18 protein-coding genes are annotated in these 18,447 nt (G+C 66.6%); 12 read left to right on the top strand and 6 right to left on the bottom strand.

The features are described from left to right. Positions 1-17 precede the first annotated feature (17 nt). The 6 genes from BoBH3_RS05470 (at position 18) to BoBH3_RS05445 (ending at position 4,810) form a co-directional block, all read left to right on the top strand. A complete protein-coding gene (locus tag BoBH3_RS05470) occupies positions 18-722 on the top strand; it encodes a TerC family protein (protein WP_262329771.1) in 705 nt (234 codons plus the stop codon). Between the two features lie 18 nt (positions 723-740). Beyond that, entirely contained in the window at positions 741-1,484 is a 744-nt protein-coding gene (locus BoBH3_RS05465) for a TerC family protein (RefSeq protein ID WP_262329770.1), read from the top strand. 124 nt (positions 1,485-1,608) lie between these two features. Then, positions 1,609-2,394, top strand: a complete 786-nt coding sequence (locus BoBH3_RS05460; RefSeq protein WP_262329769.1) for an AzlC family ABC transporter permease — start codon at positions 1,609-1,611, stop codon at positions 2,392-2,394. Further along, positions 2,381-2,698 carry an AzlD family protein gene (locus BoBH3_RS05455; RefSeq protein ID WP_262329768.1) on the top strand — a complete coding sequence of 106 codons (318 nt, stop codon included), beginning with the start codon at positions 2,381-2,383 and terminating at the stop codon, positions 2,696-2,698. The genes BoBH3_RS05460 and BoBH3_RS05455 overlap by 14 nt, the downstream gene beginning before the upstream one ends. Positions 2,699-2,953: 255 nt before the next feature. Further along, positions 2,954-3,826, top strand: a complete 873-nt coding sequence (locus BoBH3_RS05450) for a branched-chain amino acid aminotransferase (protein ID WP_262329767.1) — start codon at positions 2,954-2,956, stop codon at positions 3,824-3,826. Positions 3,827-3,832: 6 nt separating this feature from the next. After that, on the top strand, positions 3,833-4,810 hold the full coding sequence (locus BoBH3_RS05445) for an NAD(P)H-dependent flavin oxidoreductase (protein ID WP_262329766.1): 978 nt from the start codon (positions 3,833-3,835) through the stop codon (positions 4,808-4,810). A gap of 120 nt (positions 4,811-4,930) precedes the next feature. On the opposite strand, the gene murJ is transcribed toward BoBH3_RS05445, so the two are convergent. Both murJ and BoBH3_RS05435 read right to left on the bottom strand, forming a co-directional pair. After that, on the bottom strand, positions 4,931-6,457 hold the full coding sequence (murJ, locus tag BoBH3_RS05440) for a murein biosynthesis integral membrane protein MurJ (RefSeq protein ID WP_262329765.1): 1,527 nt from the start codon (positions 6,455-6,457) through the stop codon (positions 4,931-4,933). Between the two features lie 145 nt (positions 6,458-6,602). Further along, complete coding sequence (locus BoBH3_RS05435) at positions 6,603-7,637, bottom strand: glycosyltransferase family 2 protein (RefSeq protein ID WP_262329764.1); 1,035 nt, start codon at positions 7,635-7,637, stop codon at positions 6,603-6,605. A 121-nt stretch (positions 7,638-7,758) separates the two neighbouring features. Here BoBH3_RS05435 and BoBH3_RS05430 point away from each other — a divergent pair, with 121 nt between their 5' ends. After that, on the top strand, positions 7,759-8,592 hold the full coding sequence (locus tag BoBH3_RS05430; protein ID WP_262329763.1) for a ChbG/HpnK family deacetylase: 834 nt from the start codon (positions 7,759-7,761) through the stop codon (positions 8,590-8,592). A gap of 112 nt (positions 8,593-8,704) precedes the next feature. Then, positions 8,705-10,390 (top strand): methyl-accepting chemotaxis protein, encoded by a 1,686-nt coding sequence (locus BoBH3_RS05425; RefSeq protein ID WP_262329762.1) that lies wholly within the window; start codon positions 8,705-8,707, stop codon positions 10,388-10,390. A 73-nt stretch (positions 10,391-10,463) separates the two neighbouring features. Here BoBH3_RS05425 and BoBH3_RS05420 read toward each other — a convergent pair whose 3' ends face one another. After that, positions 10,464-11,057 carry a superoxide dismutase gene (locus BoBH3_RS05420; protein ID WP_262329761.1) on the bottom strand — a complete coding sequence of 198 codons (594 nt, stop codon included), beginning with the start codon at positions 11,055-11,057 and terminating at the stop codon, positions 10,464-10,466. Between the two features lie 289 nt (positions 11,058-11,346). On the opposite strand from BoBH3_RS05420, the gene BoBH3_RS05415 reads away from it, so the two are divergent. After that, the gene (locus BoBH3_RS05415) at positions 11,347-12,816 is read left to right on the top strand and encodes a hypothetical protein (protein WP_262329760.1); all 1,470 of its coding nucleotides are present in this window, start codon (positions 11,347-11,349) and stop codon (positions 12,814-12,816) included. On the opposite strand, the gene BoBH3_RS05410 is transcribed toward BoBH3_RS05415, so the two are convergent. Further along, positions 12,817-14,976 (bottom strand): S9 family peptidase, encoded by a 2,160-nt coding sequence (locus BoBH3_RS05410; protein ID WP_262329759.1) that lies wholly within the window; start codon positions 14,974-14,976, stop codon positions 12,817-12,819. A gap of 329 nt (positions 14,977-15,305) precedes the next feature. Between BoBH3_RS05410 and BoBH3_RS05405 the strand changes: the two genes are divergently transcribed. The 3 genes from BoBH3_RS05405 (at position 15,306) to BoBH3_RS05395 (ending at position 17,246) form a co-directional block, all read left to right on the top strand. Further along, the gene (locus BoBH3_RS05405; protein WP_262329758.1) at positions 15,306-15,722 is read left to right on the top strand and encodes a Ros/MucR family transcriptional regulator; all 417 of its coding nucleotides are present in this window, start codon (positions 15,306-15,308) and stop codon (positions 15,720-15,722) included. Positions 15,723-16,083: 361 nt separating this feature from the next. Beyond that, positions 16,084-16,449 (top strand): helix-turn-helix domain-containing protein, encoded by a 366-nt coding sequence (locus BoBH3_RS05400; protein ID WP_262329757.1) that lies wholly within the window; start codon positions 16,084-16,086, stop codon positions 16,447-16,449. Further along, positions 16,449-17,246, top strand: a complete 798-nt coding sequence (locus BoBH3_RS05395; RefSeq protein ID WP_262329756.1) for a DUF6456 domain-containing protein — start codon at positions 16,449-16,451, stop codon at positions 17,244-17,246. The genes BoBH3_RS05400 and BoBH3_RS05395 overlap by 1 nt, the downstream gene beginning before the upstream one ends. A 6-nt stretch (positions 17,247-17,252) precedes the next feature. Here BoBH3_RS05395 and BoBH3_RS05390 read toward each other — a convergent pair whose 3' ends face one another. Then, positions 17,253-17,681 carry a SufE family protein gene (locus BoBH3_RS05390; RefSeq protein ID WP_262329755.1) on the bottom strand — a complete coding sequence of 143 codons (429 nt, stop codon included), beginning with the start codon at positions 17,679-17,681 and terminating at the stop codon, positions 17,253-17,255. A 177-nt stretch (positions 17,682-17,858) separates the two neighbouring features. Beyond that, positions 17,859-18,125, bottom strand: a complete 267-nt coding sequence (locus BoBH3_RS05385; protein WP_262329754.1) for a hypothetical protein — start codon at positions 18,123-18,125, stop codon at positions 17,859-17,861. Positions 18,126-18,447: the final 322 nt, after the last annotated feature.

Raw genomic sequence — 18,447 nt, 5'->3', positions numbered from 1 at the left:
CGTAAGGGTTCCGGGATATGGATTTGTCGTCGCTGTCTATCGTCGATCCCCTCGCGTGGGGGAAGCTGGCTGAAATCATCCTGCTCAACATCGTGCTGTCGGGCGACAACGCGGTCGTGATCGCGCTCGCCTGCCGCGCGCTCGCGCCGCGGCAGCGCACAGTGGGCATCGCGCTCGGCGCCGGCGTCGCGGTGGTGTTGCGCGTGCTCTTCACGGTTCTGATCGCCTCGCTGCTCGACATGCCCTTCCTGCATATCATTGGCGCGGTCCTGCTGATCTGGATCGCTGTGAAGCTGGTCGTCGAGGATGGCGGCGAGAGCGAGGATTCGATCGCGGCCAGCAGCAAGCTCTGGAAGGCGGTGCAGACGGTGGCCATTGCCGACATCGTCATGAGCCTGGACAACGTGCTGGCCATCGCCGCGGTCGCCAAGAATTCGATGCCGCTGCTGATCGCCGGCCTCGTCATCTCGATCCCGCTGATCGTGCTCGGCGCCTCGCTGATCACCAGCCTGCTCGAGCGCTTCCCGGTGCTGGTCTGGGCCGGCGCGGCACTGCTGGGCTGGGTGGCGGGCGAGATGTTCGACAGCGATCCATGGCTCGCCGGCCGCTTCGGCACGGAATTGCTGCACCAGCTCGAATATCCGGCCGCGATCCTGGGCGCTCTGCTCGTGCTCGGCCTTGGCTATTTCATCAAATCGCGCCGGCCAGACCCGGCGCACTGAACAGGAACGGATTGGCATATGGATTTCAGCTCATCGACCTTCTGGCTATCGCTGCTCCAGATCATCTGGATTGACCTGCTTCTGTCCGGCGACAATGCGATCGTCATCGCGATGGCGGTGCGCTCGCTGCCGGAAAAGCAGCGCAAGCTCGGCATCTGGCTGGGTTGCGGCGCCGCCGTGGCGCTTCGCATCCTGTTTGCAGTCGTCGTCTCCTATCTGCTGAACATCCCGTTCCTGAAGGTCGTCGGGGCCCTGCTACTGTTCTGGATCGCGATCAAGCTCGCCAAGGGCGAGGAGGAAGCGCATAGCGACATCCAGGCCAGTGACAACCTCTGGAAGGCAGTGCGCACGATCGCCATCGCCGACGCGGTGATGAGCCTCGATAACGTGCTCGCTATCGCCGCCGCCGCCCGCGGCCATTTCGAGCTCTTCGTGTTCGGCCTGCTGCTGACCATCCCGCTGATCATTTTCGGCGCCAACATGCTGTCCAAGGTGCTCGAGCGCTTCCCGATCCTCGTCTGGTTCGGTGCCGGCCTGCTCGGCTGGATCGCTGGCGAGATGCTGGTCAGCGACATCGCCGTCCTGCAGTGGTTCCAGACCGCGCTGCCGAGCTGGGTCCAGACCGTTCCGGTCACGGATACGCACCCGGCCGGTCTTGCGACGGCCAAGGGCATCTATTACGGCGCGGCCGTGATCGGCGCGGCCTTCGTCTGTGTGGTGGCCTACTTCCTGAAGAAGAAGCCCGCCGACCAGCCGGGCTGATCCCTCGGCGGATCTGAACAGCTTTGCGGCGGCCGGGCATCCCGGCCGCCGTTTTTCGTGATGCGGGCTTCTGCCGCCCTGGCTCCGTCGCGTCTTGCGCGGAACACATGCAGGCGCGCCATCCATGCGCGTTGACGCGTGGCGCGGCTTTCCGCTTCTGGAGGCGATGTCGCCTGAACCGAAGCCGCAATCACCCGGCCAGCCTGCCGTCAAAGCTGCCCCCATCACCATGGGCGGCATGCTGCTCGGCCTGCGCCGTGTCTCGGTGCTGATACCCGGCATCGTCGTCTTCGCCGTCGCCTTCGGCGCCGCCGCCGCGGCGAAGGGCGTCACGGGGCTCGAAGCATTTCTTATGAGCGCGCTCGTCTATGCCGGCGTCTCGCAGCTCGTCGCGATGGAGCTCTGGCGGCCCGAATGGAGCTGGGGGGCGATTGCCGGGCTTGCTGTCGTGACCGCCACCGTCAATGCGCGGATGGTGCTGCAGGGCGCGGCGCTCCAGCCGTGGTTCGCGCAATATTCGCGGACACTGAATGCGTTCCACCTCTTCTTCTACACGGACGCCAACTGGCTGATCGGCACGCGCTATCAGGCCGAGGGCGGCCGGGACCTCGGCGTGCTCGTCGGCGCCGGGCTCGCTCTCTGGCTGGTCTGGATCGTCGCGACCATGCTCGGCTACGGGCTCGGCACGCTGGTGGCCGATCCGCGTCGGTATGGCATCGACCTCGTCATGCCGATCTTCTTCGCTGCGATGATCGTGCCGCTCTGGCGCGGCCGGCGGGGCATGGTGCCCTGGGTCGTGGCCGGGCTCGTTGCGCTGGTCACCGCCAAGCTCGTCGACGGCTATGCCTTCATCATTGTCGGCTCTCTGGCAGGCGCGATCACGGGGGCGTTCCGCGATGACCATCCCTGATCCCGGCACCTGGGGCCCTATGCTCGCCATCCTTGCCATGGCGGTCGCGACCTATCTCTGCCGCATCTCCGGTGTCGCGCTAATGAGCGTCATCCCGCTGACGCCGCATGTCCGGCGCGGGCTCGCGGCGCTGCCGGGCTCCATCGTCGTGGCGACGGTGCTGCCGCTGATCGAGCGGCTGGGCGTCGCCGCCGGCATCGCGCTGCTCGTCGCGGTCGGCACCATGATCCTGCGCCGCAGCGAGCTGCTGGCGTTGATCACGGGCATGGCGGCGATCTCGGCCCTGCGCGCTTTCGGCTTCTAACGCTGCGCTCCCCGTGATTTGCGAGGAGCGCAGCGACGAAGCAATCCAGGGGACTGGCTCTAACCGTTCGACCCGGTCCCCCCTGGATTGCTTCGCTTCGCTCGCAATGACGGGAGGGTTCCGGCGCGATCCATCACGCCGGCCGATTGTTTCCATCACATCCCGTCATCGCGATTGTCATTGCGACATGTTGACGGCGGCCGGCGGCGGGACGACGGTGCGCCGCGCAATAACTCACTAAAGCGGAGCGCCGTCATGGCATGGTATTCTCAGACATGGACCTGGTTCGACGGGGCCTGGCACGAAGGCAATCCCGGACTCGTCGGCCCGCGTAGCCATGTGCTGTGGCAGAGCTCCTCGGTCTTCGACGGCGGCCGCTATTTCGACGGCGTCGCTCCCGACATCGACCTGCACGCCGCTCGCGTGAACCGTTCGGCGCTCGCGCTCGGGCTCGAACCCACCGTGACGGAGGAGTTCATCGTCGAGAAGATGTTCGAGGGCGCCAAGAAGTTCACCTCGGGCGCTGCGCTCTACGTCAAGCCGATGTACTGGGCGGAGGCCGATGGCCCCTCCACCATCATGCCCGATCCCGGCTCGACCCAGTTCGCGCTCTGCCTGTTCGAGGCGCCGATGGGCGTTCCCACCAACGGCTTCTCGGTCACCCAGGGGCTCTATCGCCGCCCGACCTTCGAGACCGCGCCGACCGACGCCAAGGCCGGCTGTCTCTATCCCAACAACGCCCGCATCCTGAAGGCGGCCAAGGCCGCCGGCTACGACAACGCGCTGGTGTTGGACATGCTCGGCCACGTCGCCGAGACGGCGACCTCGAACATCTTCCTCGCCAAGGACGGCGTGGTGAAGACCCCGGTCCCGAACGGCACCTTCCTGAACGGCATCACGCGCCAGCGCGTCATCGGCCTCATGCGTCAGGACGGCATCCAGGTCCAGGAATGCAGCCTGCGCTACAGCGACTTCGAGCAAGCCGACGAGATCTTCATCTCGGGCAACTACTCGAAGGTGATGCCGGTGAACCGCATCGACAGCCGCGTGCTTCAGCCCGGCCCGCTCTTCCGCAAGGCCCGCGAGCTCTACATGGACTTCGCCCACAGCAAGGCGAAGGCGGCGTAAGCAGCCATGACGAGGCTCTCGACCCGTCTCACCGCGCGGCTCGGCATCGCCCATCCGATCCTGTCCGCGCCCATGGCGCTGGCCGGCGGCGGGGCCCTCGCCGCGGCCGTGACGCGGGCTGGGGGGCTTGGCCTCATCGGCGGCGGCTATGGCGACGCCGCCTGGCTCGAACAGCAATTCGCAGCCGCCGGCAATACGCAGGTCGGCTGCGGCTTCATCACCTGGTCGATGGCGAAGAAGCCCGAACTTCTGACTCAGGCGTTGGCGCATAAGCCCGCCGCCCTGATGCTCTCCTTCGGTGACCCGCGCCCCTTCGCCGCCGAGATCGCAGCGGCCGGTGGGCCGTTGATCTGCCAGTGCCAGTCGCTCGACCATGTGCGGCAGGCGCTGGAGGCCGGCGCAGCGATAATCATTGCCCAGGGCGCGGAAGCCGGCGGCCATGGCCAGCGCCGCGCGACGCTGCCCTTCGTGCCGGAAGCAGCGGACCTGATCGCCGGCAAAAGCCCCGACACCCTGCTTGTCGCCGCCGGCGGCATCGCCGATGGGCGCGGGCTTGCGGCCGCGCTGATGCTGGGCGCCGACGGCGTGCTGATCGGCACCCGCTTCTGGGCGAGCCGCGAAGCGCTGGTGCATGAGCGCCATCAGGCCGCCGCCATCGCGGCGACCGGCGACGGAACCGTGCGATCCTCGCTGCCGGACATCGCCCGCCAGCTCGACTGGCCCAAGCCCTTCGACATCCGCGTCGCCGACAATGCCTTCATCGCGAAGTGGGCGGGCCGCGACGGCGATCTGAAAGCCGCCATCGAAGGCGAGGCGCCGGCCTATCGCGAGGCCTTCATGGCGGGCGATCCCGACAAGGCCGCCGTCATCTTCGGCGAGGCGGCCGGGCTGATCACAGATGTTCCGAGCGCCGGCGAGATCGTCGAGCGTATGGTGGCCGAGGCTGCGGCCCTGCTCGGCGGGGCCGGGCGTTTCGTCGTCTGAGCAAGCTCGTCATGCTCGGGCTTGACCCGAGCATCTCCTGCCGGTGGAGGCTCCCGTGCCTCTTTCTGCCTGAGATACTCGGGTCTACGCTTCGCTTCGCCCGAGAATGATGGCGCTCTATTACCGCAGCAGCCTGAGCAGCCCCGTCGCCTTGAGCCCCCCGCCGACCAGCACGGCATAGAGCACCGCCGCCCCCGCTGACAGCAGCAGCACTGCCATCAGGATCGGCTCGAAGGGCAGGGTGGCGGTCAACCTGAGCGCTTGAGGAGCCATCCACCAGGCAAAGGCACCCGCCAGTGCCGCCGCGAGGCAGACGATGCCCGCAAAGCCCGGCAGGCGCCGGTCAGGCTCGGTGAAGCCGCGCCGCCGCGCCAATACGAAGAGCGCCACGAGATTGATCCAGGCACCCGCCGCCGTCGCCAGCGCCAACCCGGAAGCGCCCCAATCACGCCAGAGCAGCAGCTTCAGCGCCAGGTTGCAGGCAATGGCCGAAAGCGCGACGAGCATGGGCGTCGTGGTGTCGCCGCGCGCCTGGAAGGCCGAGACCTGCGGGCGGATCATCACCATCGCCGGCAGGCCCAGCGAATAGGCGAAGAGTACGGCCCCGGCGGCAGCGCTGGCCTGCGCATCGAAGGCGCCGCGCTGGAACAGGGCCGCCACGATAAGCTCGGGCACTGCGACGAAGGCCGCGACGAAGGGCGCGCTGGCGACGAGCGCGATCGCGACGGCGCGGTTCTGGGCCCGGTTGGCGGCGGCCTCGTCGTCGCGGGCGATGGCGCGGCTCATCGCGGAGAGTGCGACGGTGCCGACGGCGATGGCGATCAGCCCGAGCGGCAGCTGGTAGAGCCGCTCGGCATAGTAGAGCGCAGAATTGCCGCCGCGGGGCAGCAGCGAGGCGATGATCGTGTCGGCGAACATCGCGATCTGCTGGCCGGCCGAGCCGATCACGGCCGGTCCGAACGTCACGAGGAAGCGCCGCACCCCCGCATCCATATGCGGCCTGACGATCGTGCTGGACACGCCGGCGCGCTTGGCGGCGACATAGAGCAGGATCCATTGCGCGACACCGGATACCGCGACGCCCCAGGCGGCCGCATGGGCGGCGCTCGGGAACAGGAAGGCGACCGCGAGCGCCGCCACGACGCAGAGATTGAGCAGGATCGGCGCGGCGGCGAAGGCGGCAAAGCGCTCGACCGCGCTCAACGTCCCGCCGAGGAACGTCACCAACGTCATGAACAGGAGATAGGGAAAGGTGATCCGCGTCAGTGCGACGGCGAGATCGAAGACTGCCGGATCTTCCGTGAAGCCGGGCGCCAGCACCAGCAGGAACCAGGGCATCAGCGGGATCGCGAGCGCCAGCAGCACGATCTGCACGAGCAGCAGCACCGTGAAGAGTCTGTCGGCGAAGAGCTTCGCGGCTTCAGGCCCCAGCTTCTCGGAGACGTAGGTGTAGGCCGGCACATAGGCCTGGTTGAAGGCACCTTCGCCGAAGATGGCGCGGAAATGATTCGGCAGCCGCAGGGCCACGGCGAAGGCGTCCATCGTCCCACCGGCGCCGAGCAGGGCCGCCAGCGCGATGTCGCGCACGAAGCCAGTGACACGGGATATGAGCGTGTAGCCGCCGACCGACAGGATGTTCTTGAGCATCAGGACCTGCCGGATTCGCGGGAAACCACGCCGTCATTGCGAGGAGCGAAGCGACGAAGCAACCCAGGGAGACCGGGCGAGACGTTCAACCCAGTCCCCCTGGGTTGCTTCGCTGCGCTCGCAATGACGCAGGCAGCAGGACCCGTCAACGGATCAGCGGCGGCAGCGCGTCGCCGCGCGGATGGTCGACGGTGCGGGCGTCGAAGCCGACGCGCTCCCCGATCAGATAGAGCGGCCGGCGCTTCACTTCGGCGAAGATGCGCCCGACATACTCCCCGATCATGCCGAGCGAGACGAGCTGGATACCGGAGAAGAACATGATCGAGACGATCAGCGAGGGGAAGCCGGGCAGATCGGTGCCATAGAACAGCGTGCGCAGGAGGAAGTAGCCGGCCGTCAGCGTCGCGATGAACGCGATCAGCACGCCCGACCAGGTCGCGACCTTGAGCGGCACGGTCGAGAAGGAGGAGAGCCCGTCGAAGGCGAAGGAGAACAGCTTGCGGTATTTGAACTTGGACTGGCCGTGCTCGCGCTCGGCGACATGGAAGGGCACGCCGATGGAGCGGAAGCCGACCCAGGCATAGAGCCCCTTGGAGAAGCGCGCCCGCTCCGGCAGGGATCTCAGCGCATCGACGGCCTTGCGGTCGAGCAGGCGGAAATCGCCGGCGCCCTCCGGCAGCGGCGTTTCGCCGAAATAAGAGAAGATGCGGTAGAAGATCTTGGCGAAATTCCGCTTCAGCCGTGTTTCGCCCTCGCGGTCGGTGCGCTGGCCATAGACGTTGAGATAGCCTTCGCGCCACTTCTCCAGGAAGGCGGGAATCGTTTCCGGCGGATGCTGGAGATCGGCGTCCATGATGATCACGGCATCGCCCTTGGCATGATCGAGCCCGGCGGCGATGGCGATCTCCTTCCCGAAATTGCGGCTGAAGGAGACGGCGCTGATCCGCGGATCGGCAGCGTTCAGGCGGCGGATGACATCGAGCGTGTCGTCGCGGCTGCCGTCGTCGACGCAGACGAGTTCCCATGAGGAGACGGCCTTTTCCAGCACGGCCTGAAGCTGCGCGACCAGCAGCGGCAGGTTCTCCGCCTCGTTATGGACGGGAACGACGATGGAGAGCTCCGGGCGGCTCTCGCCGGGCCGGCCTGGATGCAGGGCTGGATGGGACGCGATGTCCGACACGAACGACCTCTTGGCGCGATCCCCCGGGATGACGCGCGACGCACAGAACCTTAAAGCTTGCCGGCCGACAAGCCTGCCGCGCTATAGCGGTTCCAAGCTGAACGAAGGACAACAAGACGCGATGGCGACGGGCTTCATCCTCTGCGCCGACGATTTCGCCCTGACGGAGGGAGTCAGCCGCTCGATCCTCGATCTGCTCGGGGCCGGCAAGCTCTCGGCGACGAGCGCGATGACGAACCGGCCGCATTGGCGCCGGCTGGCTCGGGAACTCGCCGCCTTCGCTGGCAAGGCCGATCTCGGCCTGCATCTCAACCTTACCTGCGCGGCCCCGCTCTCGGCGATGCCGCGGCTGGCTCCGGGCGGCCGCCTGCCCGGTCTCAAGGATCTGGCCCGCGCCGCGCTCTCGTCGCGGACGGTGCGAGCCGAGATCGCTGTCGAGATCGACCGCCAGCTCGACGCCTTCGAGGAGGCGCTCGGGCGCCAGCCCGATTTCGTCGATGGCCACCAGCACGTCCATGTGCTGCCCGGCGTGCGGCGCGCGCTGCTGGACCATGTCGCCCTGCGCTACAAGGCCGGGTCCCTCTATCTGCGCGATCCCGCGGACCGGCCCGCCGCGATCCGTGCGCGCGGCGTCGCCATCACCAAGGCACTCGTCGTCGCCGGCCTTGCGACGGGTTTCCGACGCGCGGCTCTCCGGCGGGAGTTTCCGGTCAATCGAGGCTTTTCCGGCTTCGCTCCCTTCGATCCGAGTCGGGATTTCGGCGCGGACCTGAAGCGCTTCCTGATCGCGCCCGGGCCGGTCCATCTGGTCATGTGTCACCCGGGGTTCGTAGACGACGAACTGGCCACGCTCGATCCCGTGGTAACGACGCGGCCTGTCGAGCATGAAGCGCTGGCTCACTTCACGCCTCCGCCCGGTATGCCGATGCGCCGCTTCCGCGATCTGGTCGGCTGAAGCTCCTGTATCGCAAGCGATTTGTTTACCCGGATCGGCCAAACTCCAGGTCGAATGAGGTGGCGCCTCGCTTTGAGAGCGACCTGCGCCGGTTTCGGAGATCATCGGCTTGATGAAGTGGTTCAGGCGAGCCGCCGGCCCCGGCGTGAAGGCGCAGCCGGGCATGCGAGGTTCCAGCTCCCTCAGCCGGCAGATCGCGGCGTCGGCCGTCGCGATCGTGGCCGTTGCGATCCTGCTCGTCGTGGTGGCGATCGCCCGCTACAACGACAATCGCACGCGGGCTGATCTCGACCAGAAGGTTTCGGCGTTGACCCTCATGGTGGTCAATGCCGCCCCTTCGCTCATCCTCTCGCGCGACACCAACACACTCGGCTACATTCTCTCTTCGCTGCGCCGCGATCCGGATTTCGACGCCGGCATGGTCGGGGACGATCTCGCGACCATGGCATCGGCCGGCCGCGACGAGGAGGCCCGGCTTTCGCTGACGCCGCGCTGGCTGACCAAGGTCATCGGCGAAGAGCCCTGGAAGGCGCTCGAGAACCGCAACGAGATCGACATCGAAGACGGCACCTTCCTGACCAAGGTCCAGGCCGTCCGGGTCGGCAGCCAGCAGAAGAAAATCGGCTACGTCGCGATCCGTTTCGACAAGACCCGGCTCCTTGCTCGCGCGGCCTGGGAGCAATTTGTCACCATCGGCCTCGGCATGCTGATCCTGATCGTGCTTGGGCCGGTGCTCTGGTTCTCGCTGTCGCGCACGATGCGCCCGCTCCGGAATATGACCAAGGCCATCGTCAGCATCTCCGACGGCCAGCTCGACACCCCGATTGACGCTCTGGACAGGGCCGACGAGATCGGTTCGATCGCCCGCGCGCTCGGCGTGCTCAAGGTCCGCCTTGGGGAGCGGGCGACGCTCGAGGCCCGCCAGAGCGCGTCCGAGGTCGAGCGCCGCGCCCATCAGCAGGCGGTCGATACGGCGATCACCTCCTTCCGCAGCGAGGTCGGCCTCGCGCTGGAAGCCTTCAAGAGCAATGCCGAGCGGATGCGCGAGGCGTCCGGCGGGCTCGCCCGCGTCGCTCAGGAATCCTCCGAGCGCGCGGCCCGCGCCGCCGACAACGCCCATGGCGCCTCGGGTAACGTCGAAAGCGCCGCCCAGGCGGCCGAGGAGATGGGCGCGGCCATCCGCGAGGTCGAGTTCCAGGTGCGGCGCGTCCGCACCGAGATCGTCGAGGCGGCTTCGGCTTCCCGTGACACCGCCGATTCGGTCAGCGATCTCGACGAGACTGCCCGCGCCATCGGCGAGGTCGTCAACCTAATCCGCGACATCGCCGCCCAGACCAACCTGCTCGCGCTGAATGCCACCATCGAGGCCGCCCGTGCGGGCGAGGCCGGCCGCGGCTTCGCCGTCGTCGCCAACGAGGTCAAGTCGCTGGCCGCCCAGACGGCCGACGCGACCGACCGCATCGTCGCTCAGGTCGCGGCCATCCAGGGCGCCACCGGCCAGGTCGTCGAGGCGATCCAGAACATCGCCGAACGCATGAACGCCATCGAGAAATTCGCCAATGCGGTGGCGATCTCCATTGAGCAGCAGGCGATCGCCACCGGCGAAATCGCCAGCGGTGTGGCGATGGCGAGCTCCTCGGCCCTCTCGGTGTCGAGCGATCTGAGCGTGCTCGCCGACAGTGTCGAGGAGACGGGCCGCTCGGCCGAGCAGGTGCGCGGTTCGGCCGGCGAGGTCGCCGCCCAGGCCCAGCGCCTCGATTCGACGGTGGAACAGTTCCTGCGCAACGTCGCCGCCTGATCGGCCCCTCCGTCCGGGCAAATAAAAACGGGGCCGCGAGGCCCCGTTCTGCATTCTGTCGCTGACGCCCGGCTCACGCCTTGGCGTAGAGCTCCGCGACATACTCCCAGTTCACCAGGCTCTCGAGGAAGGCCTTGAGGTAGTCGGGACGACGGTTGCGGTAGTCGATGTAGTAGGAGTGCTCCCAGACGTCGACGCCGAGGATCGGCGTGGCGCCGTGCACCAGCGGGCTCTCACCGTTCGGGGTCTTGCTGATGGCGAGCTTGCCGCCCTTCACCTCGAGCCAGGCCCAGCCGGAGCCGAACTGGCCGACGCCCGCCGCGACGAAGTCTTCCTTGAACTTCTCGACGGAGCCGAAGGAATCGGCGATCGCCTTCTCGAGCTCGCCCGGGATCTTGCCGCCGCCGTTGGGCTTCATCCACTTCCAGAAATGCAGGTGGTTGTAGTGCTGGCCGGCATTGTTGAAGACGGCCGGGTTCTTGCCGTAGGAGCCCTTGACGATCTCCTCGAGAGACTTGCCCTCGAATTCGGTCCCCTTGATCGCGTTGTTGCCGTTGGTGACGTAAGCGAGGTGGTGCTTGTCGTGATGGTACTCCAACGTTTCCTTCGACATGAAGGGCTGGAGTGCGTCATGGGCGTAGGGCAGATCGGGAAGGGTGAAGGACATGAGGCCTCTCCTTAGGCTATGAAATCGCTTGAATGAGAATGGCTTGCCACTGGGGAGGGCGAGCCTCGGAAGCCCTGCCATTCCCCGCGATAGTTAAGCCTACCGGCCTGCCTCGACAACCGCCCCGGCTGCGAAAGGTTCATGTCTTCTCGACAGACGGCCACAATCGCGCCAGATTCGTCGCTCTAAGCCGTTCCCATAGGAAACTCTCTCTTATTCAATACGTTAGATAATGCTGTCGCGTTGCGTCGTCGCCGGCGCTGTCGCTGGCCATTCGAGGACCTGGGAATTGATCGCGATCTTCACTGTTCTGGGGCTCGTTCTCTTCGGCGGAGGCGCCTATGCCATCTTCGATGGCTGGCCCTATCTCGTCCTGGAACGCGGCTTCACGCAGGTCATCATCGGCTCGATCGCCAGCACGGCGGGGCTGATCCTGTTGTCGCTGACCTGGGTGCTGAAGGAGCTGAAAGGGGTCCGCGAATCCCTGCTCGAAGCATCCGAGGCGCGCCTCGCAGCCCCGGTGGCCGTCGGCGCACCTGCTGAATTCAGGATGCCGCCCGCGTCGATGCCGGTTCTGGTGCCCGCCGCTGTCTCTGCCGCGGCTGCTGGCGCTGTGGCGGAGGCGCTGTCCGCACCGGCTCTGGAGGAGACGCCCGCCACTCCGAAGCCCGCTGCCACCGACTTCGACCTTTTCGGCGATCTCGTCGCCCGGCGCCTGCGTGATCCCGCTCCCGAGCCCGAAGACGCCGAAACCGAGATTCCGGCAGCCGAGGGGCCGCCGCTGCCGGACATGTTCGCGCGCAGCCTGTCCGAAGGGCCCGTCGAACCGCATGACACCGAGGAACCCCCGGTTGCCGTTTCGACCGAGAGCCACGAGCCTGCGGAGATCGTCTCGGCCAAGGTGCAACCGATCAGTGAGGACGAGGCGCTCGCTCATTCTGACTACTTCGCGCATTTCGGCTATCGGCCGCCCGCCGATCATGAGCCTCCCGCCGAGGAGCCGGCCGATCTCCGCGAGCAGGCACTCGCTGAGGAGCCGGAGCCTATGTCGGCGCCGGAGCCGCAGGATGAAGTGGGAGACGACGTCGAAGCAGATGTGGGTGCCACCCGTGGCGAGGAGTTCGGCCGGGCCGCGTCCTCCAGCAATCTCGACGATTTCAGCGCTCTGCGCGAAAGCCTGACCGGCCATCTGCGACAATCATCGCCTGAAAGCGAGCGCGTCGAGCCAGCTCCGGCGCCGGCGCCGGAGCCGGAAGCGGACCCCTTCGCCGTGGCCGAATCCTGGATGGACCGGGCCTCGCCCCGCAAGGAACCCTGGTTCGAGGCGCCGCTCCCGGCCAACGAGCCCGAGCCGTCCGAAGTCGCATCTCCGCTCTGGCCGGCACCTATGGACATGCCGCGTTTCGGCGCCGAGGTGCCGGAGGTCCGCGAGCCGCAGACAGTTGCTTTCCCCGGGGACGCAGCGGAACCGGAGCATGACCAGCCCGTTGCGGAGGCCGATATCGCCGAGCCTGCAGCCGAGTTCGCGGAGCCCGAGTTCGAACCCGAGGGGGGCGAGGCCGAAGAGCAGGTCGCCCCGCCGGAGCCGGCAGCCTCCGAGGAGGGCGTCGTCGGCGCCTATCAGGTCGGCGATGCGCATTTTACCATCTTTGCCGATGGCTCTATCCGCGCCCGCACGCCGGACGGCGAATACTCCTTCGCGTCGATGGACGAACTCAAGGTCTATCTCGCCAGCGAGAAAAGCCGGCTGGGGGGCTGATCACCCGGCCTTCGCCGCCGCCGGCCAGCCTTCGCCCACCGCGTGGATGGCGAAGGCGTAGGCCAGTGCCGTCTCCTTCAGCGAGTCGAAGCGGCCGGCGGAGCCGCCATGGCCCGCATCCATATTCGTGTGGAGCATCACCGGCCCGCCGCCCGTCATGGTGGCGCGCAGCTTCGCGACCCATTTCGCCGGTTCCCAATAGGTGACGCGCGGATCGGTGAGCCCGCCCATGGCCAGGATCGGCGGATAGGCCTGTGGCGTGACATTGTCGTAGGGCGAGTAGCTGCGGATCGTCTCGAAGGCCTGCAGATCGCGGATCGGGTCGCCCCATTCCGGCCATTCCGGCGGCGTCAGCGGCAGGGTGTCGTCGAGGATGGTGTTGAGCACGTCGACGAAGGGCACCTCCGCCACGATGCCGGCGAAGAGCTCCGGCGCCATGTTCGCGACAGCGCCCATCAGCATGCCGCCGGCGCTGCCGCCCTCGGCAACGATCCGGCCGCGGGCCGTGAAGCGCGCATCGATCAGCGCCCCTGCGGCGGCGATGAAGTCGGTGAAGGTGTTGCGCTTGTTCTCGCGCTTGCCGTCGAGATACCAGCGCCAGCCCTTGTCTGTGCCGCCGCGCACATGGGCGATCGCATAGACGAAGCCCCGGTCGACGAGGCTGAGCGGCCGTGTTCGGAAGGAGGCCGACATCGCCGAGCCATAGGAGCCGTAGCCGTAGAGCAGGCAGGGCGCCGAGCCGTCGAGTGGTGTATCGGCCCGGTGCAGGATCGAGACCGGTACGCGCTCGCCATCCTGCGCCGTCGCGAAGATGCGGCGCACGCGATAGGCCTCGGGATCGTGGCCTGACGGCACTTCCTGCCGCTTCAGCAGGGTTCGCTCGCCGGTGGCGAGGTTGTAGTCGTAGGTTTCGGCCGGGCGCGCCATCGAGGCATAGATGAAGCGCAGCGTATCGGTGTCGAACTCGTAGCCGCCATCCATGCCGAGGCCATAGGCCTCCTCGTCGAAGGCGATGCTGCTTTCAGCTCCGCTCGCGAGGTCCCGGATGACGATCCTGGGCAGCCCGTCCTCCCGCTCGAGCCGGATCAACCGTCCCTTAAGGCAGAGATGGCTGATGATCAGCCGGCCGGAGCGGTGAGGAACCAGGTCGCGCCAGCCCTCCGGCCCCGGCGTGGCCGCCGGCGCGGTCACGATCTTGAAGTCCTCCGCCCCGTCGGCATTGGTCAGGATCAGGAAATCCTCGCCGTTATGCTCCAGCCCGTATTGCCGGCCGACCTGCCGGGCAGCGACGAGAGCAGGCCGTCCGTTTGGATCGTCGAGATCCAGGATGCGGGTCTCGGATGTCTCGTGATCGCTGATCGTGATCAGCAGGAAGCGGCCCGACTGCGTCTCGTCGATGTCAACGAACATTCCGGCATCGGCTTCGTCATGCAGCAGTTCGTCCTCAGCCGCCGGCGTGCCGAGGCGGTGACGCAGCACGCGTGACGGGCGATGGTCGGCATCGAGCGCGACATAGGCGAAGGAGAGCGAATCATTCGCCCAGACGATCTCGCCGGTCGTATCCTGGATCAGGTCGGGAAGGTCTGTGCCCGTGGCGAGGTCGCGCACGCGAATCGTATGGAGCTCGGACCCGGCCTCGTCCGCGCTCCAGGCCAGCAGCTTGTGATCAGGGCTGTGCGAGGCATCGCCGAGATCGAAGAAATCCTTGCCCTCGGCCAGCGCGTCGGCATCGAGCATGATCTGCTCGCGGCTTTTCTCGCGGCGAGGCCGCCTGCAGACCAGCGGATGCTCTGCGCCCTTGCGGTAACGCGTATAGTAGAGGAACGGCCCGTCCGGTTGAGGGACGCTCGAATCGTCCTCCTTGATGCGCCCGCGCATCTCCTTGACGAGATCCCGCTGGAGCTGTCGCGTCGGCGCCATCAGCTTCTTGCAATAGGCGTTCTCAGCCTCGAGATGCTTGCGGATATCCTGGGGCAGCACGTCGGGGTCCCGCAGGACATCCTTCCAGTTCTCCGCGCGCAGCCAGTCATAGTCGTCCCGCAGCGTCACGCCATGGACGAGCGTTTCCTTGCAGCGCTTCTCCGCCTTGGGCGCTGACGGCAGGCTGCTGCGCCTGCGTGAAGCGGTGCTCCGTACGGGGCGATCCTGATCCAGGCGCATGAGGTTCCTCCAAGGACGGGTGCCGAGAGGTAGAGAGGGCAGGAGCGACTGGCAAGATGGTGCGCGCGTCAGGGATTCGATTACAATTTTTATTGGAAACCAGCGGTGCCGTTGTCGAATTATTGTGCTTTCAATTCCTTATTTGTTGCGAATTGTTCTCTTGCATGAATAGTCGGTATCGATTACACGCTTGTCTCGATCAAGTCCGCCTGAAGCGATTCTGGCAACGGTGCTTAAGAAGCTGCCGGCAAGATTGACCAGGCATCGATCATGAAGAAACGGACGATCGGCGGAAGCCGCTGCCAAGGACGATAAGGAGCAACATAGCCATGACCGAGAACGAGGGGTCGGATTTCATCGAACTTACGGCGGATATCGTCTCTGCATATGTTTCGAATAACTCTGTGCCTGCGTCCGAGTTGCCAGCCTTGATCAGCGAAGTGCATTCGGCTCTGAGCCGCGTGATCGGTGGCGTCGCCCCGGTCGTGCAGGCCGAGGCACCGAAGCCGGCGATCCCGGTCAAGAAGTCGATCACGGCTGACTACCTGATCTGCCTCGAGGACGGCAAGAAGTTCAAGTCGCTGAAGCGGCATCTGCGGACGCAGTACAATATGTCGCCCGAGCAGTATCGTGAGAAGTGGGGCCTGCCGCCCGACTATCCGATGGTCGCGCCGAACTATGCTGAGGCGCGCTCTCAACTCGCGAAGAAGATGGGCCTCGGCCAGCAGCGTCGCAAGCGCCGCTGAGCGTCTAGCTAGGGCCTTCGAGCCCGGACAATAATCTGGAAGAAGCCGCCGAAGGATTTCGGCGGCTTTTTTCATGCACGCCGTGCTGGACGAGAAGGTGCGGGGAACCCGCTCCTGTAAGGAGAGGGGCAGGGGTGAGGTGTAGGCCCTTGGACCAGCGAGGCGGTACTCCGTAGGCGTAAGCAGCCTCCATCGAACGTGCAGCGGCGCGGGCGCGCCGTCTCCTGACAAGACATGACCGGAGCGAGCGGCCGACGCGGGGATAAGTCGGCCAGGCGTCTTGCTAGTTCCGAATATAGGAATATAAGCCTATGATAGATCGGGGCAGGCGGCGCTCTGTGGATTGAAATGAGAACATATCATGAACAATATCGACATCCAACCCGAGAGCGACCTGTGTGCGCCCGCTGGTGCGCGACTCACAGAGGCGGCACTCGCCGCTGCGGCGCAGGTTCCTGTCGCCCGATTGCGCGCTCCGACACGCGGCCGAAAGCGGGTCGCGTTGGCGCGGCAGACCGCCATGTATCTCGCGCATGTCGCCTTCGGCATGAGCCTGACGCGCGTCGGCGTCTGCTTCGGGCGGGACCGCACCACCGTCCGTCACGCCTGCGCGCTGATGGAGGACAGGCGCGACGATCCGAGGGTCGAATTGGGACTCGTCGCGCTGGAGCGCGGCCTTCTGGCGCTGACGGCGCGGCTGGAGAGCAGGGCGAAGGAGGCACGCTGATGACGATGGAACAGGATGGCAAGGATCGGGCCCGCCTGCTGCGGCATCTCGCAGGTGCCGGCAGCTACGGCATCGTCTCGCCCTTGGGCTGCGGGCGCATCTCGCTCTATCGCGAGGTCAAGGGCACCAGCCTCGGTGCCGGCTATGTCTCCGCAGAACTCGTGGCTCATCTGGTTGGCGAAGGGCTCATCGTCTGGTCGGGAAAGGGGCAGGGGGCAAGGCTCGCTCTCGCCCCGGCGACCGGCCCCGCCGCAACTGCCCCGGAGCGGACTCCCCTGGCGGCGGCTCCGCCCGTCCCATCCATGGACGAGCGCGAAAGCCCCCTGCTCTGGCTGCATCGCCGTCCGGGCAAGGACGGCCGGCCCCAGATCAGTGACGCGGAGTTTGCGGCTGGCGAGCGCTTCCGTGCCGACATCACGCTGGCACAGATGCTGCCGCGCACGACGATGAACTGGGATGCGGCGCTCACGCCGGAGGAACGCGGGACGGGCCCGCGCGATTTTGCCGGCGCGTCGGATGCGGCGCTCGCGGCGCGCCAGCGCGTCAGGCTCGCCTGCGAGCGGTTGGGGCCGGAGCTCTCCGGGCTGGCCATCGACGTCTGCGGCTTCCTCAAGAAGCTCGATCTCGTCGAGAGGGAGCGCCGCTGGCCGGCGCGCTCCGCTAAGGTCGTGCTGCGCGTCGCGCTGGGCGCCCTCGTCGCGCATTACGGGCTGGAACGCCCGGCGCGGCCGTCCGGCGTCAGGGCTTGGCGGGGCGAGGGCGCGCGGCCGGCGCAGTTTCCGGCCAGGTCGGCATAGGCGCGTTCAGCCTTCCACCGCCGCCCGCGCGTCGCTCCTGATCCGCTCGATCATCGCGCGCACGCCGTTGGAGCGCTGCGGCGTGAGATGGGCGGCGAGCCCGAGGCTCTCATAGATGGTGAAGGCGTCGGTCGCGACGATCTCGGACGCCTGTTTCCCCGAGAAGATCGCCAGAGCCAGCGCCACCAGGCCGCGCACGATATGGGCATCGCTATCGCCCCGGAAATGCAGCCGCGTCTGCGGCCCCGGCCCGCCTTCCCGGCTGACGTCCAGCCAGACCTGGCTGGCACAGCCGCGCACTTTGTTGGCGTCGTTATGGGCCTCTTCCGGCAAGGGTGCGAGGCTCTTGCCGAGCTCGATGAGGTAGCGATAGCGGTCGTCCCATTCGTCGAGCAGTTCGAAATTGGCGACGATCTCGTCGAGAGCTGTTGTCATGTCCTGCCTGGAGTATCGGACCGAAAAGTGGAATCCACTTTTCGGAACAATCCGATGCCAAAACAAATAGCTGGATCGACACTTCGCGTCCGATCGGACGTGCGGCGATCTCGCCGACCCTGCCATTGCGAGGCGGGTCGCGCCGTCTTCCCGCCGGGACAGGCCCGCGTCAAGGTCTCAACGCACCGCGGTCTTGCTGGTTGCCACCGCCATGGCGCCGTTCAGGATGCGATCTCGGATGTCCGGGTCGAGCCCCGCGAGAATCTGGGCCGCCTCGCGGGCGGCCGTCAGGCTGCCGGTCACGTTGCGCGCGCCGGCCTCGACGGTCTCGACCGCCTGCCGGATCGTCTGCGGCATCGCAGTCTCCGCGGGCTTGCCGCTGTGGACCGGCGAGTTCCACGCGATGAGGCCGATGATCGCGACCTTGCGCAGGAAATGAGCCATCTCGATCTCCCTTCCGGCGCGCTCCATTTGGCCGGATGAGGCGACCCTAGACCGAGATCCAGAAAAATCGCGTCATTTCGAATGCTCAAATGCAAGTTGAATTGAAGCGGCGATCTTCAGGTTCCGTTCACCCTGACGCGAACATCGGGCCGGTCTCCGGAACTCGGATGGTTCCGATATAAACATATGAGAAACAATCGAAAATTCTAACGTTCGTCCACAGGGCGGCCTCCCGGTCCGCAATCGCTTTAAGGCCCGCTTAAACCGCGCGTGGCGTGATGCGAGTGCGGATGGTTCGTCCGCAAGAGTTTGGGTGTTGCGT

It is taken from the genome of Allobosea sp. BH3 (assembly GCF_025499465.1).
Taxonomy (GTDB): Bacteria; Pseudomonadota; Alphaproteobacteria; order Rhizobiales; family Beijerinckiaceae; genus Allobosea.
The sequence above is the reverse complement of the archived record's forward strand: the minus strand, read 5'-3'. Positions and strand labels throughout refer to the sequence as shown.